The sequence below is a fragment of the Clostridium carnis genome, from assembly GCF_054657435.1.
Genome location: NZ_BAAHYS010000001.1, coordinates 2,915,531 through 2,931,819 on the forward strand (window position 1 = coordinate 2,915,531; position 16,289 = coordinate 2,931,819).

At 26.9% G+C, this 16,289-nt stretch carries 23 protein-coding genes; all 23 read right to left on the reverse strand.

The window, feature by feature from the left end; genetic code table 11:
• Positions 1-18: 18 nt before the first annotated feature.
• The 23 genes from scpB to spo0A all read right to left on the reverse strand — a co-directional run bounded on the left by scpB (position 19) and on the right by spo0A (position 16,116).
• On the reverse strand, positions 19-627 hold the full coding sequence (gene scpB, locus ACYQ1T_RS14200) for an SMC-Scp complex subunit ScpB (RefSeq protein WP_459835976.1): 609 nt from the start codon (positions 625-627) through the stop codon (positions 19-21).
• On the reverse strand, positions 620-1,360 hold the full coding sequence (locus ACYQ1T_RS14205; protein ID WP_459835978.1) for a segregation/condensation protein A: 741 nt from the start codon (positions 1,358-1,360) through the stop codon (positions 620-622). The genes scpB and ACYQ1T_RS14205 overlap by 8 nt, the downstream gene beginning before the upstream one ends.
• Before the next feature lie 128 nt (positions 1,361-1,488).
• Entirely contained in the window at positions 1,489-2,709 is a 1,221-nt protein-coding gene (locus ACYQ1T_RS14210) for a D-alanyl-D-alanine carboxypeptidase family protein (protein ID WP_459835981.1), read from the reverse strand.
• Positions 2,710-2,798: 89 nt separating this feature from the next.
• On the reverse strand, positions 2,799-4,103 hold the full coding sequence (locus tag ACYQ1T_RS14215) for a pyrimidine-nucleoside phosphorylase (RefSeq protein ID WP_459835983.1): 1,305 nt from the start codon (positions 4,101-4,103) through the stop codon (positions 2,799-2,801).
• Between the two features lie 12 nt (positions 4,104-4,115).
• Positions 4,116-5,285 carry a phosphopentomutase gene (locus ACYQ1T_RS14220; RefSeq protein ID WP_459835986.1) on the reverse strand — a complete coding sequence of 390 codons (1,170 nt, stop codon included), beginning with the start codon at positions 5,283-5,285 and terminating at the stop codon, positions 4,116-4,118.
• Between the two features lie 49 nt (positions 5,286-5,334).
• Entirely contained in the window at positions 5,335-6,213 is an 879-nt protein-coding gene (locus tag ACYQ1T_RS14225; protein WP_459835988.1) for a tyrosine-type recombinase/integrase, read from the reverse strand.
• A gap of 69 nt (positions 6,214-6,282) precedes the next feature.
• Complete coding sequence (gene spoIIM, locus ACYQ1T_RS14230; protein WP_459835990.1) at positions 6,283-6,918, reverse strand: stage II sporulation protein M; 636 nt, start codon at positions 6,916-6,918, stop codon at positions 6,283-6,285.
• 138 nt (positions 6,919-7,056) lie between these two features.
• Positions 7,057-7,575, reverse strand: a complete 519-nt coding sequence (locus tag ACYQ1T_RS14235; protein ID WP_459835992.1) for an NUDIX domain-containing protein — start codon at positions 7,573-7,575, stop codon at positions 7,057-7,059.
• 444 nt (positions 7,576-8,019) lie between these two features.
• Positions 8,020-8,259: a hypothetical protein gene (locus tag ACYQ1T_RS14240; RefSeq protein WP_459835995.1), complete on the reverse strand. Its 240-nt coding sequence runs from the start codon at positions 8,257-8,259 to the stop codon at positions 8,020-8,022.
• 33 nt (positions 8,260-8,292) lie between these two features.
• Positions 8,293-8,496, reverse strand: a complete 204-nt coding sequence (locus ACYQ1T_RS14245) for a hypothetical protein (protein WP_459835997.1) — start codon at positions 8,494-8,496, stop codon at positions 8,293-8,295.
• Positions 8,497-8,825: 329 nt separating this feature from the next.
• Positions 8,826-9,155 carry a hypothetical protein gene (locus ACYQ1T_RS14250; protein ID WP_459836000.1) on the reverse strand — a complete coding sequence of 110 codons (330 nt, stop codon included), beginning with the start codon at positions 9,153-9,155 and terminating at the stop codon, positions 8,826-8,828.
• Between the two features lie 113 nt (positions 9,156-9,268).
• Positions 9,269-9,748: a DUF4236 domain-containing protein gene (locus ACYQ1T_RS14255; RefSeq protein WP_459836003.1), complete on the reverse strand. Its 480-nt coding sequence runs from the start codon at positions 9,746-9,748 to the stop codon at positions 9,269-9,271.
• Between the two features lie 12 nt (positions 9,749-9,760).
• Positions 9,761-10,279 (reverse strand): hypothetical protein, encoded by a 519-nt coding sequence (locus ACYQ1T_RS14260; RefSeq protein ID WP_459836006.1) that lies wholly within the window; start codon positions 10,277-10,279, stop codon positions 9,761-9,763.
• 183 nt (positions 10,280-10,462) lie between these two features.
• Positions 10,463-10,774, reverse strand: coding sequence for a site-specific integrase (locus ACYQ1T_RS14265; RefSeq protein WP_459836573.1), 312 nt, complete (start codon positions 10,772-10,774; stop codon positions 10,463-10,465).
• Positions 10,762-11,058 carry a hypothetical protein gene (locus ACYQ1T_RS14270; protein ID WP_459836008.1) on the reverse strand — a complete coding sequence of 99 codons (297 nt, stop codon included), beginning with the start codon at positions 11,056-11,058 and terminating at the stop codon, positions 10,762-10,764. Before ACYQ1T_RS14270 ends, ACYQ1T_RS14265 begins: the two co-directional genes overlap by 13 nt.
• Before the next feature lie 506 nt (positions 11,059-11,564).
• On the reverse strand, positions 11,565-11,696 hold the full coding sequence (locus tag ACYQ1T_RS14275) for a hypothetical protein (RefSeq protein ID WP_459836011.1): 132 nt from the start codon (positions 11,694-11,696) through the stop codon (positions 11,565-11,567).
• Between the two features lie 236 nt (positions 11,697-11,932).
• Positions 11,933-12,793 carry a hypothetical protein gene (locus ACYQ1T_RS14280; protein ID WP_459836013.1) on the reverse strand — a complete coding sequence of 287 codons (861 nt, stop codon included), beginning with the start codon at positions 12,791-12,793 and terminating at the stop codon, positions 11,933-11,935.
• Between the two features lie 97 nt (positions 12,794-12,890).
• Positions 12,891-13,385 (reverse strand): hypothetical protein, encoded by a 495-nt coding sequence (locus tag ACYQ1T_RS14285; RefSeq protein ID WP_459836015.1) that lies wholly within the window; start codon positions 13,383-13,385, stop codon positions 12,891-12,893.
• A gap of 145 nt (positions 13,386-13,530) precedes the next feature.
• The gene (locus tag ACYQ1T_RS14290) at positions 13,531-13,869 is read right to left on the reverse strand and encodes a hypothetical protein (RefSeq protein WP_459836017.1); all 339 of its coding nucleotides are present in this window, start codon (positions 13,867-13,869) and stop codon (positions 13,531-13,533) included.
• 69 nt (positions 13,870-13,938) lie between these two features.
• Positions 13,939-14,580 carry a hypothetical protein gene (locus tag ACYQ1T_RS14295; protein ID WP_459836019.1) on the reverse strand — a complete coding sequence of 214 codons (642 nt, stop codon included), beginning with the start codon at positions 14,578-14,580 and terminating at the stop codon, positions 13,939-13,941.
• 101 nt (positions 14,581-14,681) lie between these two features.
• The gene (locus tag ACYQ1T_RS14300) at positions 14,682-14,879 is read right to left on the reverse strand and encodes a hypothetical protein (protein ID WP_459836021.1); all 198 of its coding nucleotides are present in this window, start codon (positions 14,877-14,879) and stop codon (positions 14,682-14,684) included.
• 54 nt (positions 14,880-14,933) lie between these two features.
• Complete coding sequence (locus ACYQ1T_RS14305) at positions 14,934-15,140, reverse strand: hypothetical protein (protein ID WP_459836024.1); 207 nt, start codon at positions 15,138-15,140, stop codon at positions 14,934-14,936.
• A gap of 172 nt (positions 15,141-15,312) precedes the next feature.
• Positions 15,313-16,116 (reverse strand): sporulation transcription factor Spo0A, encoded by an 804-nt coding sequence (gene spo0A / locus ACYQ1T_RS14310; RefSeq protein ID WP_459836027.1) that lies wholly within the window; start codon positions 16,114-16,116, stop codon positions 15,313-15,315.
• Between the last annotated feature and the right edge of the window lie 173 nt (positions 16,117-16,289).

A 16,289-nucleotide genomic window follows, 5' to 3' on the forward strand; every position in this document is an offset into this window, starting at 1 on the left:
ATATAATACCGTTTTTTATTATAATTTTTCTATTTCCTTATTAATTAAATTTATAGATTCGTCATCATCTTTATCTGAATATAAATCAAGAGATGGTAATTCATTTAATCCACTTAGTCCAAATTGTCTTAAAAATTCTTCTGTTGTTCCAAAAAGCATTGGTCTTCCTGGAACCTCTAGTCTACCTACTTCTTTAACTAGCTCTCTTTCTATTAATTTTTGTATAGCACTATCTGACTTAACTCCTCTTATTTCATCTATATCAACTCTAGTAATTGGTTGTTTATATGCTATAATTGCAAGACTTTCTAAGGAAGCCTGTGATAATGACTGTCTTTTATTCTTTTTAAGTAACTTTTGTACATAATCACTATTTTCTGATTTTGTAGCTAATTGATAATTTCCATCTATAGAAATTATCTTTATTCCTCTATTTTCTTTTTCATATTCAGCTATCATTTCACTTATTGCTGTTTCTATTACTCTAATGGGTTCATCTATACTATTACTTAAATCTTTTATAGTTAAAGGCTCTCCACTTACAAATAGCAATGCCTCTATTGCAGATTTTATTTTAGGATTTGTTATATTTTCAAATTCAAATTGTTTAATATTAACTTTATTCATATTTTCTCCTCTTTAATAGAATATTTCCAAAACTATCATCTTGATAAGCCTTAACTTCCCTTAATTTAATTAATTCTAATAATGCTAAAAATATTACAACTGTTTCTAGCTTACATTCACTATCTATTAATAATTCATTAAATTCTATTATATTTTTATTATGTATCTTTTCCAAAACTTCTTTCATTTTATCTTCTACTTTATATTTATCTATATATATTTTTCTTTGAACAATATTATCATTTAACTTTTGTCTATAATTTTCTAATAAACTATTATAAATATTATATAAATCTAATAAAGTTATATTTTTAAATATGTCTTCTGAAGTTTTCTCTAGTTTAACCTCTTCTATAATTTCAGGCTTTTTAGTATATACTTCTCCTGAAGTTATATATCTATCTCTAAAGAATAAAGTAGCATTTTTTATTTTTCTGTATTCTATTAGTTTTTCTAAAAGTTTTTTTTCTACATCTTCTTCATTATCTTCATCTACCTTTATTTTAGGAAGTAGTTTTTTAGATTTAATTTCTATCAATGTTGCTGCTATAACAATAAACTCTGATGTAATCTCTAGATCCATCTCTTTCATTTCTTCTAAGAAATTTAAGTATTGATTAGTAATTTTATATATTTCAACATTATAAATATCCATTTCATTTTTTTTTATTAAATGTAATAGTACATCAAATGGTCCTTCAAAGTTAGCAATTTTAACATTTGGCTTTTCCATATATATCATACCGCCTTTTGCATGGTTTTCTACAATATATGATATCAATTTTCACTTTAAAGAACAATATATAATACTTTATTTTTACTATTAAAAAGGGACTTGATATAAATCAAATCCCATTTTTATTATACGCCTTTTTTAAACATATGTTTCATATTAAATTTGAAGTTTTCTAATAGTCCACCTAATTTAATATCTCTATCTGAATATAATTCCACTTCTCCAACCTTTTCTTCTCCTAGATAAACCTCACATTTACCTACAATATCTCCAGCTTTATATTCTTTCTTTACTTCATCTAAAACTATTTTCTTCTCTAGTCCTTGATTATTTCCTTTTTCAACTACAACCACCAAATCATCTTTTGCTTTTGCAACTAAATATTTATCTGTTTGCTTGCTTAAATAAATATTTTCTACATCTTCATCTTTAGATACAAATTTTTTACCTTCATATTTAGAAAATCCTAAATTTAAAAGCATTCCTGCATCTCTATTTCTTACTTTATAAGTAGGTGCTCCCATTATTACTGAAAGCATTCTAACTCCACCTTTAGTTGCAGTTGCACTTATACAATATTTTGCTTCTTCTGTATATCCTGTCTTTAATCCATCACAACCTTCAAAGAATCTTACTAACTTATTATGATTTACTAATTCTATTGGAGATTTTCTACCTTCTGATATAGTTTCCATATAAGTACCTGAATACTTTAAAATTGTAGGATGTTTTAATAGTTCTAATGACATAGTAGCTATATCCCTTGCAGTTGATTCATGACCTTGTATTGGCAACCCATTACAATTTTTAAATGTAGTATTAGTCATTCCAAGCTCTTGAGCTCTTTTGTTCATCATTCCAACAAAGGCTTCCTCAGTACCTCCTAAATACTCCGCTAAGGCTACTGCAGCATCATTACCTGATGCAATAGCTACACCTTTTAAAAGTTCTTCTACAGTTCTTACTTCTCCAGTATCTAGTAGCATAGTACTTCCACCCATTTTTTTAGCATTTTCACTACAAGTTACTTTATCATCTAATGATATTTTGCCTGAATCTACAGCCTCCATTGTTAATAGCATAGTCATTACTTTTGTAACTGATGCAGGTGCAAATTTTTCATCTATATTTTTTTCATAGATTATTTTCCCTGTAATAGGCTCCATTAATAATGCAGATCTTGCCTCTACATTAATACCTTCATCATTAAATACCTCAGTGGTCCATTCTTCATAAGTTTCCTCTGCTTCATCATATGGCTCTAAATATGCCTTTACTGGAAAAGAAGTTATACAAAATAAACTTAAACATATTACAGCAATCTTTTTAATGTATTTATTATTCATACTATTGCCTCCCTTCAAGCTTATTATTACCATAAAAAATAAAAATATGATAAAAAGAACGAAAATTCTTCTTATCATATTTATAATATTTATTCTATCACATCATATATAAGTGGAATGTTATTTGTATTGTCTTTAGTAATAATAATGTTCTTTAATATATCATTATTAGCTTTTTCTGCTTTTCTCATATCATTACTATGAATATATGCAAGTACATCCCCCTCCTTTATATAATCTCCTCTTTTTTTGTTTAAAACTATTCCTACTGCTAAATCTATTACGCTTTCTTTTGTCTCTCTTCCAGCTCCAAGTTCCATAGCAATTATTCCAAAAGCTTCAGCATTTATTTTAGATATATAGCCTTCATCTTTTGCTTTTACTGCAATAACATATTCTGCTTTTGGTAATTTAGATGTATCATCTACAAATGAAGAGTCACCATATTGTGCTTCTACAAATTCCTTTAACTTTTCTAAACCTTTACCATTTTCTATGTTTTTAATTAGCAATTCCTTACCTTCTTCAAAGTTACTTGCAATCTTACCACAAACTAACATATAACTACCTAGTGTTAAAACTAACTCAAGCAAATCTTTTGGCCCATTACCTTTTAGTAACTCTATTGCCTCTATTACCTCTAATGAGTTTCCTATAGCATAACCTAATGGTTGATCCATATCAGAAATTACACCTATAGTTTTTCTATTTACTGATGTCCCTATATCAACCATAGCTCTTGCTAATTCCTTTGCTGCCTCTGGAGTCTTCATAAATGCTCCATCACCAACCTTAACATCTAAAACAATTGCATCTGCACCTGATGCTATTTTTTTACTCATTATACTTGAAGCAATTAATGAAAGATTATCAACTGTTGCAGTTACATCTCTTAAAGCATATATTTTTTTATCTGCTGGTGCAATATTTCCAGTTTGACCTGTTAATGCAATTCCTATATTATTTGCATTTTTTATAAAATCTTCTTCACTTAACTCAACTGAGAAACCATCAAAGGCCTCTAATTTATCTATAGTTCCTCCAGTATGTCCTAGACCTCTTCCTGACATTTTTGCAACTGGAGCTCCAAGTGATGCAACAAGAGGAGTTAAACATATACTAGTCTTATCTCCAACTCCACCAGTTGAATGTTTATCTACTTTTACTCCCTTAATAGAACTTAAATCTATTTTATCTCCTGAATTAACCATTGCCATAGTTAAATCAGCTGTTTCCTTTTTACTCATTTTATTAAAGAAAATTGCCATTAATAATGCTGAAGCTTGATAATCTGGAATAGAACCATTTGTAAATCCTTTTACAAAAAACTCAATTTCTTCTTTACTTAGCTCCTCACCTTTTCTCTTTTTTAATATAACGTCGTACATTCTCATGATAACTTCCTCCTACTTAAGTATTTCTTTTAAGAAACTTTTTCCAACAATATTATTTTCTATATTAAAATAATCTAATATAGTCTTTCCTATATCTGTAAAGCTATTCTTGATTCCAATATTCCCACCCTTAACATTATTTCCATATACTAAAATAGGAATATATTCTCTTGAGTGATCTGTACTTTCTGTAGTTGGATCACATCCGTGATCTGCTGTTAATATTAAAATATCGTCATTTTTCATATTTTTAAATATTTCATTTAATCTAATATCAAACTCTTCAATTGCTTTTCCATATCCCTTAGGATCATTTCTATGTCCATATAGCATATCAAAATCTACTAAATTAGTGAATATTAATCCCTCTTTGACTTCATTCATATAATCTAAAGTTTTATCTACACCATCCATATTATTTTTAGTATGAACTGCTTTAGTAACACCTTTTCCATTATATATATCTTCAATTTTTCCAACTGCTGCTACTTCTTTTCCATCTTCTTTTATATATTCTAGAATTGTTTTTGAGAATGGATCTAATGCAAAATCTCTTCTATTAGATGTTCTTTTATAATTTCCTGATTCACCTATAAATGGTCTTGCTATTACACGACCTACTACATTATCTCCAACGAGCATTTCCCTAGCTATTTCACACATTTTATATAATTCTTCAAGTGGAATTACATCTTCATGTGCTGCAACTTGAAATACACTATCTGCTGAAGTATATATTATTGGATATCCTGTTTTTACATGTTCATCCCCAAGCTCTTCTATAATAGCTGTTCCTGATGCTACACAATTTCCTAAAATACCTTTTTTATTAGTTTTAGTTAAAAATTCATTAATAATATTTTCTGAGAATCCATCTGGATAAGTGTTAAGTGGAGTATCTAAAATAACTCCTCCAATTTCCCAGTGTCCAGTTACTGTATCTTTTCCTTTAGATCTTTCCATTGCCTTTCCATAAGCACCAATAGAATTTTCTACTTTTTTTATAGTAGTTACTCCTTCTATATTACCAATACCTAAATTTTCTAAATTGTTTATTTTTAATTCTCCACAAGCTTTATAAATATTATCAAGAGTGTGACTACCTACATCTCCATACTCCTTAGCGTCTGGTAATTCACCTACTCCTAAGCTGTCCATTACTACTAAAATTACTCTTTTCATTATATCTACTCCTTTCAAAATATAAAGCCCCTAAAATACTTCTTATTTATTATGCTCTAGGATGGGAGTTTTTATATACCAAGTTTATTTTATCATTATTTATTATCTCATAATACGTATCCATATATGTTAGAACTTGATTCCCTAGTAACTTTTGTACTGCTCTAACATTTGCACCATTTTGTAGTAAGTGTACTGCGAATGAATGTCTAAATGTATTTAAATTTACTTCCTTTTTAATTCCTGCTCTATGTGAATATTCTTTCACTATTCTCCAGACACCCTGTCTTGTAAGTTGATTTCCATTTAAATTTACAAATAAATTTTCGACACCTGCTGATGCAATTTGGTTTCTAATTTTAAAATATTCTTTTAGTGCTTCCGCTGCACTTCGTCCTATTGGAATTAATCTTTCATAATTTTTATTATCATGGCACTTTACATATGATAATTCAAGGTTTACATCCCATACTTTTAAACCTATTATCTCAGAAACCTTCATACCAGTAGCATACATAAGCTCTAGTAATGCATTATCTCTTATTCCCTTATTACAATCCCTATCAACAATTTTAATTATTTTATCAACTTCTTCAACTGTTAATATCTCAGGTAATTTCTTTGTTGTAGCTGTATTTTTATAGTATATTTTAGGAATCTCATTAACTACCTTCTGATCTTTCAAATAGTTATAAAAGCTTCTTAAACTTATAACTATTCTATTTATTGATCTTTCTGATTTTCCTTGGCTTAATAAATATTGAATATAACCTAATACAGAAACATTATCAGTTTCATTAATATCTAAATTCTTACTATTTAAGTACTTAACATATAAATTTACATCTGTAACATAAGCATAAACCGTATTTTCACTCTTATGACTTCTTAATAAAGACTCCTTATAATCATTTACAATTTCTTTCATAATTCTCCCCTATCCTAATATATTATTAATTCGACAAAAAAACTTTTTTCCCTTTTTATTCTCTTTGGATTATGCTATTTTATAGACTTTTGTAATAATTAATTTAATAAGGCCTGGACATAAATATGCTTCAATCATTACTCCCATGGAAAATACTACAATGAAAAACCCAATTTTAACTAATAAATCTCTTAATACTATTCTATTATTGCTATTTCCATTAAAGAAGCGTTCTTTTAATTTTATTGAAGATATCTCTAATGCAATTATACTTATACCTATAAAAACTGGTATGTAAAATAAATTTTGAGGTATCGTTGAAGAAAGAGCTAACCATAAACCTTTCCCACTAAAAGTTGTTAATAGAAAAGCAAAGGTATATCCAAGTGTAAAACCTTTAATTAAATCCATTATTAATATAAATGGAGCACCAAACACTGTAAAACCTAGCGTTAATATTAAACCAATCATTAAAATATTTTTCTTTAGAATATCTAATATTAATGCAGTACTATTTATTTCTTTACTACCTAATGTTTTTGCAAATGATGTAAAATAATTTGATAAATCTGTAGCATCTGCTGTTCCCATATAATTAATGGTATAAGTTCCTAATAATATCCCTACGAAAAAAAAGGATAATACTAAAAAGTAAAAGATTTTATTTTCTTTAAAATTTGAACTTAGTTTGTTAATAATATTCATTTTATACCTCCTCCATTAGTTGCTATAAAACATAATATGATTAATATTTTGTATATATTCATAATTGAATATATGTAAAATAAATTTTTATTATAAATAATAAAAAAAGAAACCTTAATTGGTTTCTCTTCTATCTATTTATAAATACGCTAAAATACTTATAGTTTTAGTATCTATTATTTCCCCTTTTCTTATCTTATTTTTTACTTCTTCAATACTCATAACAATATTTTCAGTAAACTCATCTTCGTCAGTTGACTTTTCTCCTAAATACAAACCTGTAGCTTTATATAAGTATATAATTTCATCACAAAATCCAGGCGCTGTTGCAATCTTTCCTAGATACTTTATTTCCTTAGCTTTATATCCAGTTTCTTCCTCCAACTCTCTAACTGCAGCTTTTATAGGTTCTTCATTTTTTCCTAATTTTCCTGCTGGTATTTCTAACAGTTCTTTATCTAATGCTTTTCTATATTGGTTTATTAAAACTACCTTATTCTTATCTATAAATGGAATAATTGCTGCTGCTCCTGGATGTCTTATAATATCTCTATTTGCAATATTCCCATCTGGTAATTCAACATCTACATTATAGTATGTCATAAAATTACCTTCATAAACTAACTTTTCTTTTAAAGTTTTCTCTGCTAAACTCATAATTTCTCCCTTACATAATTAAAAAATTTTTATAAAATGATGTTTAATTAAAATAACTACTCCAATTATTAATTAATTTTATATTTACTATATTATTATATTTAATTTATAAAGATAATAATATACAACTTAATAATAATGTACAATATTTAATTTTTGTTTGTATACTTGCAATTTGTTTTATTTTTTATTTATACTCATTTACGAGTATATTATTTACGATGTATATAGTGTTATTTATTAATATTTCCATCCTTTATGTTCAAATTCTAAAACTTTATATAAAAAATAGAGTACTTTATGCACTCTATTTTTTCTCAATTTGCTCCAAACTAACTTGATTCTATATGTTAACTAAATCTTAATACAATAGATTTTTTATCTTTACAACTTTATCCAATATATATCAATCTAACTCTTTTAGGTGATTACACCTTCCAATCATTAATATATAATGGCTTTTAATTCATCATAAGTCAATTTTAAAAATAATGTAACATCAACATCTACTCTTTTTATAGCTCCAGCCATAAGTCCAGTGAATATTCTTCTATTTTCCTTAGTAAAATTCATAGGAGTTGATATTAGAAAATTTTTATTGTTATTCATATTAAATATATCAAAAGTAAGCATATTATTCTCTTCTTCTTCTACTAGCATTATAGTAACCTTTTGCCCTTTCATTGTCACTAATTCATTGATAGCTTCTATAACTTCCTACTCTAACAAATCTTTCACATTCATTTTTAGCTCTTCTGATAATAAAAATTTTAACTCTGAAGTATAAGTTGTAAAACTATATTCAGGATATAAATATAAATCATCTTTAGCCTTTATAACACCATATTGTTCAAAAGCTTTCATCTCTAGGTTTTTTCTGTTTACTTTTCTAATATCGTTAATATTTATTACATTACTCATTTGTACCTACCCCCCTCATTAATCCCTTAAAACAACATAACTATAGATATAAGTGCTAAAACAAAGATAGCAAATGCTATAAATGAGTTAAGTTATAGTTTTCTATAATCTTATCTTTCATTTTTTCATAGGATATATCTCTATTATCCGTTTATGTTTATATTATATCCGTTATTATCAGTATAATCCATATAATAACACCTATAACAAATAAATATACTTTAATAAAAATTCAATTTTATTCAATAGAAAAAAAGCTAAAAATACACTTTGGTACTTCTAGCCTTTTTATTATACCTACTTCCACACTATTTCAAAACAAAGCCTAATTATTTAATACTCCAATCAATATTATTCATTAATTTAGAAATAAAATACTCACAATCACCTTCTAAAAAAACTTTAATATCTTCAAAGTATATTGATTTATTCACTTTGTCTATAAATAGTATTAATTCATTACTAGAATCTTGTATAAGTATATAACCTAAATTATAATGATTTTGCTCAGATAAGAAATAGTCAATTTTATCAAATACTTTTAAAAGTAAATTACCATCTTTTAAAAGTATTTTAAGTAATACTTGTAAGATAGCTATATGTAATTGAGCGCTATCTTGACTTTCTAATACAAACCGATCAGAGATTATCCTTTCCAATCTATCTTCCGAATTAGAATTATTAGAAAATATTATGAAAGTTAAAGTTATAAAAGATAATATTGCTATAAAAAACCCTTAAAAAAAATTGAGGCTGTAAACCCTTTAAATTATTAATTTCCTAAACTGGCTTCTAATTCAGCCTTTTTAGCTTGTAATGATTCTAACTCTAATTTTTTATTTTCTATTGTTTTATTATTAGTTTCAATTTCACTTTTCACTTCATCAACTGTAGATGATATAACTTTTCCAATACCACCTATAGAACTTCCTATTGTTATTCCAATAAGAACTACTATAATTTCTTTATAAAATCTCTTAAAGAAATTTGGTTTTTTTACTCTTGTATTTTCTTCATACTTATATATTTCATTATTAGAACTGCTTTGATGATTACTTTTACTGTTACTATTGCTATATATTTGCTTTTGGTATCTTAATGCACCTTTACCACCATATACTTTAGCCCCTTGCTTGTTTATACTAACTCTAGCACCTTTTACACCAGTAGAAATTCCTACTCCACCTTTAGAAGATAAATTTATTCTTGTGTTTTTACCTATTTTAATTGATTTTCTAAAACTAAATCCCATAATAAATACCTCCTAATAACATCTTTTACAAGCTCTTAATCCTGAAGCTTCTGCATCATCATAAGAAATCTGATACGGTGAACTCATCTTACTACAACTAGATTTAGAATGATATATTTTTGCTCTTGCATCTTTGACCCAAACCATTCTAACATTCTTAATAGTTGGCTGACTACTTTCTTGTTGTGTTTGTTCTTGTGCTAATCTACCTGCTTCTGCTTTTGCAATTCTATCAGCCTCTTCTTTTGCCTTTGCCTCTGCTTTTACCTTTACCTTAGCTTCTTCTTCGGCTTTAGCAATTCTATCTGCCTCATCCTTTTTAGCTAGTAACTCATTAACCTGAGCCTTGCTCTCTTCTAATTGTTCGTCTAATGTTGCTATTTCACTATCTAATTGCTCTTTTTGTTTAACTAAATTATCATACTCAGCTTGTGGTGTATTGCTAAGTCCACCACTGAATCCCATTGCTAAAGCAACTACTAAACAAATAGCAATTCTCTTATTTTTTAAAATAAAATTCTTAATATACATTTTTATTCCTCCATACCCATAATATAATTTATACCCTTGATAATTTTAACATAATTCCCTTTTATTTTACATATATTTTTTTTATTATTATACTGCTATAAAAAAAGACTTAAACTATAATTATTACTGATTTAAGCCTTATTATTGTCTTGTTGTGGCAACACTTTTATACTTACTTATTTTTCATTGTTCTATTTTCCTATTAGTTCGCTGAGTTGGAAATAATAAATTACTTTCTTGTATAACATCTTTAAACTTAATCCATCTTTGCAATAACTTCGTCATCTCATAACTAAAGAATGTAACTCTATCTTTTCTTCCTTTGGTTATATCTCCATCAAGGAATATGGTATATATAAATAAATCTATGTTTTCAAGCTTCAATTCTAAAGTTTCCCCTAACCTCATTTCAGTATCAAAAATTAAATTAATAATTGTAAAATCTCTAAATTCATGAAACTTAGATAAATCTAAAACTTTAATTAACTCAAGGATTTTATTGAATGAATATTAGACTTTTTAACTAAATTATTTTCTTCTACATAGGTAAAAAAAGCTTTAATATTTCTTAAATATTCATTGATAGTAACATCAGAAATTTCTTTACCTACATCATGCCTTTTATATAAATCCGCTTTTTCTATTCCAGCTTCACTTGAAGCAAAACTATATTTACCCATATATTTTGTAAAAGCTAAATAGTTTTCTACAATCTTTTTATTAACTTTCTTTATATCTGTTATTTCTAGTTCTTCTTCAATATATTTTGAAAAAAACATTAAAGTTTGATGATATGATCTTATAGTTTTTAACGAAGCTTGTCAGCTGTGATTGCAATAAATTCTGAATTTGTTGGCTTGCTTATTCTAGTAGCAAAACTACAAACCCTAGTGTTTAAGCCATTTCAGCCTTATGTTTTTATCATTTTATACATACTTTTCATAGCCTATTGGTAGGCTTAACCATTATGTAAAATTAGCTAACTAGCCCTTTTCCTAACTGCTCTATAAAGTCTTTCTCCCCTATCTCCCCTTATATATCTCATTTCTAGTGTTTCTCTCTTTATACCAGTAATTTTACTTAGCTCAGTTAACGTAACACTTATTCCTTCATAATCTATATGGATAGTACACACCTTATTGTTAGCTTGTATATCTTTATCTACCCATCTGCAATTGTTAGGTTCATAATTTCCATCTACATTAATTCTATCAATGCTTAAATTATCATCATATCCACTAGCATAAGCCCAGTTGTGAAAATTTAAATAGTTATGATTCCATTCCTAACATACCTTTATTCCTCTTGCCCCATAATTATAGTAGTCTTTATTATTATAACAACGTTGCTTTATCATAACCCATCTTCCATATAGTTTAGTCTTTTTAGCTAATCCATATTTATTTTTAATATTCATAAAACTATTTCCTCCTTATATGTAATTTTTTCACGACAAAAAAAGATAGCCAAAAGACTATCTTTATATTTCTCATATTCAATTTATAAAATAAAATCCAAGTTTTAATTAGGTAAACACTAGTTATTTGCTTAGTTTGTAGGCTCTCTGTTTTTTCATAGATTTATAGGATTATTTGTACCTTAATTATTTTTTGATGCTAAAAAGGCACTGTAATCAAAAAAGATAGTCAATGACTATCCTTTGTTCCTTTCTGAAGTTACATTTATAACTTTTATAATATCTTCTTTTGGAATGTTTTCATCAAACCTTAAATATGAAAAAATTTTTGGCTTTGAATGTCGCAGTATTTTATTAGCAATAACAAGTATAGCTTGTATTATTAACCATTTTTTTATATGATACTGCTTGTCCTCGTTAAAACTTTCCTCGCTCATTCCATCAGATGAATAATTAAACCATTCATAAGTATAAGGAGTTGCCTTATACTCTACAATGTAACATTGCTCGAACTTACTTGCCCATTCATATTGTAAGTTAGTATTATTAATAAACTTTCCTAGACTGCCTATAAATTCAGGTCTATGTGCTACATTACCACCATATTTTATAGGATCTTCATCACAATGAAAACCATTAATCAAATAATCTTTATACAACTTGTGATACACAAAATCATTTTCACTCCAACTGTTTTTTGAATTATCTACAATTTCTAGCTCTTTTCCTTTGTATTTAATTATCCTATTCTCAAAATCTATTTCTATTCCTTTATCAATTAAGAATCTTCTCATTGGAGTATCTCTTTTTATAGTTTCTCTCAAATTTAAAAGTCCATTATTTAAAATTGATTTTCCATCATCACAACCAGTAGTAACATGAATAGACTTTATTTCAATTATGTCTAAGTCTATTTTTTCAAGGTCTATATTAAACTCTTTAATCATATCTCGGTACAACTGTTCACAATCTAAGTAGCTAGTTGCATTAAACATTAAAAACTTAAAAATATTACATTCTTTAATATTTAGTAGCTTACTTAATGATTCTAAAGCTTTTTCAAAATCAGTAATATCATATAACCACTCTTCTCTCATTTATTCCTCTCTCCTTACATAAAATTTCTTAAAATATTATACTATATTATAAAAATAAGGATATACAGCTAAATCTATTATCATCTTTATTGAAACATTAAAAATAACTACCAGCTTTGCTTTCATCAACATTATCTATATCATCTACTAATAATCCACTTGTACCTTGTGCTATTGGTGGTGCTCCATAAATTTTAATATGTGCATTTATTAAATCTCTTTCTATTGCTTTTCTTTCATCCTTTGTAATATTACCTACCTCATATATATCTAATGAAAGCTTAACCCCGTTCCAATAATACTTGTGCAATGTATAGTTTATGTTTCCTCCTCTTGCCCCAAACTCAGTTGATGCTATATGTTGGCTAAATCTTAATCCAGTAGGCTTATTATTCTTACAACTCTCTCCAATATATACTACTTTACCTTTTTTGTTTGGGTATGGTATATCTGAAGCAACTAGACTATAAATATAAACTACATTTGTAGATTCCTTAATGTAACTAAGATGATTTTTATTCTTAAGATTTTCCAATACACTTCTATCATCGGTTGTTCCTAACTTAAATTCATAATGGTACTTTTTATTCATATGTTTTCCTCCTATTTTCCATAATTTAATTTTTTCATAATATCAAAATTAGAAATCAAAAGGCATCAAACCACCATAATAAACTTACCTTTTATGAAAATTAATAATATCATCTCTATCAATAATATATTTTAATTCATCATCCTTAAATCCAATTTCTTTTAATATCTTGTTTACTACTTCTTAAATCTTCTATATTTTTACTTATCAAATCATAATTTTCTCTGAATAATTCTTGTAACCTTTCTCCAAGTGATTGTCCTAGTTCTAATTCTTTCTTTATTTTATTAGCAACTTTCCAAGCTTCAAATTTTAAATCAAATTTTTTAAATAACTCTTCAAATTCTTTAGTAATTTCCTCTTTTTTTGATACCTTTTTAATTTCTTTTCCAAATTTATTTGTATTAATGTCTGTTTCATTTTTATGAATCAAATATCCATCAAATATATTACACCATCCTAAAAACATATCCTCATAAGACAAAGGAATACCTAAATTTAATTTAAAAAAGTGCTCCATAACAATATAATATTCATCATATAAACGACACCATTAATTATAATAGTTAGTTAATTTCTGTGGTAAATCTTTACACTTAGTTCTATGGAAGCTTTTGTAACATTCATATTCTTTCATATGAGAATTTTTTGTTGAAGTAAAATAACGACTATAATAATTATTACCCTCTAATGTTATCCATATTTCTTTAACACTATCAATTCTTCCTATTAAAATGGCAAAAAATTTAGTTACTATACTTATATCTTTATCCTCAAAAGCAATAGTTTCAATAAATATCTTTTCTCCATCTACTTCTATATTTTCTCTCAACTTATATTCCCCATTATCACTTAATGATAAGCCACTTCCTCCAAGCCACCAATACAAATTAGAAATATTAAATTTAACCTCTGTAATGACTTCTCTATCTACTTCCGATACTATTTTAATGTCTTCATCATTTAATGAAACCAATCCAAATCTAGCATTACCAACTCCATTTAATAAAAAATTATTGCAATAAACTGCTATATAATCTTCATTAATTTTTGAGGAAAGTATAGTTCCATCAGTAATCATTTTACCTTCAAAGTTAACTAATATCTCTTCATCCTTTAATTCGATATTACCTTCTATCGTATTTTTCTCAGAAATATTAATTCCGCTACTCCACTGCCCATTATATGAAAACACACCTCTCACCATCCTTAACATATTGATTATTAATTATACCATATTATTACAATAAAAAATAAGGATGTATAACTAAATCAATAGTCATATATCCTTAAATCCTAGTAAGCTAATCCAGCTATCCTATTTGAACGCTTATTGATAGTGTTTATCTCGTTGTTCATATACTTAGCACTTTGCTTAACTATTTCTTTTCCTGATATTTGTATAGAGTTTTCAAGATTAATAGTTTGTCCTGAAGCTAAGATAGTTACCATTTGCATCAGTAAACCATTTTGATTCTTAAGTTCATTAATCATATCAACGTTAGTTTTATCAGCTTTTACGCTAGAAGTTGATAAAACTGGTGTAGGTTAATACATTCTTCCAGCATAAGCTATATCTCTAGTCATTAATTGCATATTAACCATATATTCTTCCTTTAAGTATTTAAAAAATAATTGTAAGGTAGATTCATAACTATTTAAAGTTTTCTTACTTAACTCTTTTAAAGTACAATGTTCCATAAAATCTTCCAAATAAAACTCTAATGTTTTTGATTGTTTTAATAATCTTGCCATAAAAAAATACCTCCATTTGCTAATACATTTCTGTATTTGCCAATAGAAGTATTTTCACATGTATAAATAACCTACTTAGTAGGCTTAAAAACATATTAGTCGGCTTTTTAATATAAATTTGACAAAATATCAAATCTATTCTCTCACGCTATTTCACTAACTTTACAGCCAATTAAGATACTTTATTTTTTAAACGAAGCTTGTCAGCTATAATTGCAATGAATTCACTATTTGTTGGCTTACCTTTATCATTGTGAACTGTATATCCAAATAGTTTATTTATAGCTTCTATTTGGCCTCTACCCCAAGCTACTTCTATAGCATGTCTTATAGCTCTTTCTACTCTTGAAGCAGTTGTATTATATTTCTTAGCAATAGACGGATATAGTTCTTTAGTAACTGCTGATAAAAGCTCCATATCGTTTACTACCATTGTTATTGCTTCTCTTAAATACATATATCCTTTTATGTGTGCAGGAACTCCAATTTCATGTATTATATTTGTGATTTCTGTTTCTAAATCAACTGGACCTTTACTTTGAGGTTTAACTTCTTCAACAGAAATTGATTGTTTTCTTACTACATCATTTGAAGATCCATTAAACATTTCTCTTATTCTCTTTGTAAATACATCCATATCAAATGGCTTTACAACATAATAATCTGCTCCTAAAGTTATAGCCCTTTGTGTTATTTTATCTTGCCCCACTGCTGATAAAACAATTATTCTTGGTACTTTTTCTAATTCCATTGAATTTAATTTTTCAAGTACACCTAGACCATCTAAATGTGGCATAATTATATCTAAAACCACTAAATCTGGTTTCTTTTCCTCAATTAATGTTAATGCTTCTCTACCGTCTTTAGCCACAGCTGTCACGATTATATCCCTTTGATTAAGCAAATAATCATTTAAAATACTACAGAATTCTTTGTTGTCATCAGCAATTAATACTGATATTTTTGATCCATTCATGTTTTTCTCCCCTTCTTCCCATTATACTCCACGTTACATAAATAATTAATTCTACATATGTTCTCAAAATCCTTTTTAATTTTAGGTTTATTACATAATTATCCAATAAACTTTACTTAATGAGATTTTATTTAAAATACTTTGTTTAGCAGAATAATTTATCATTATTATAT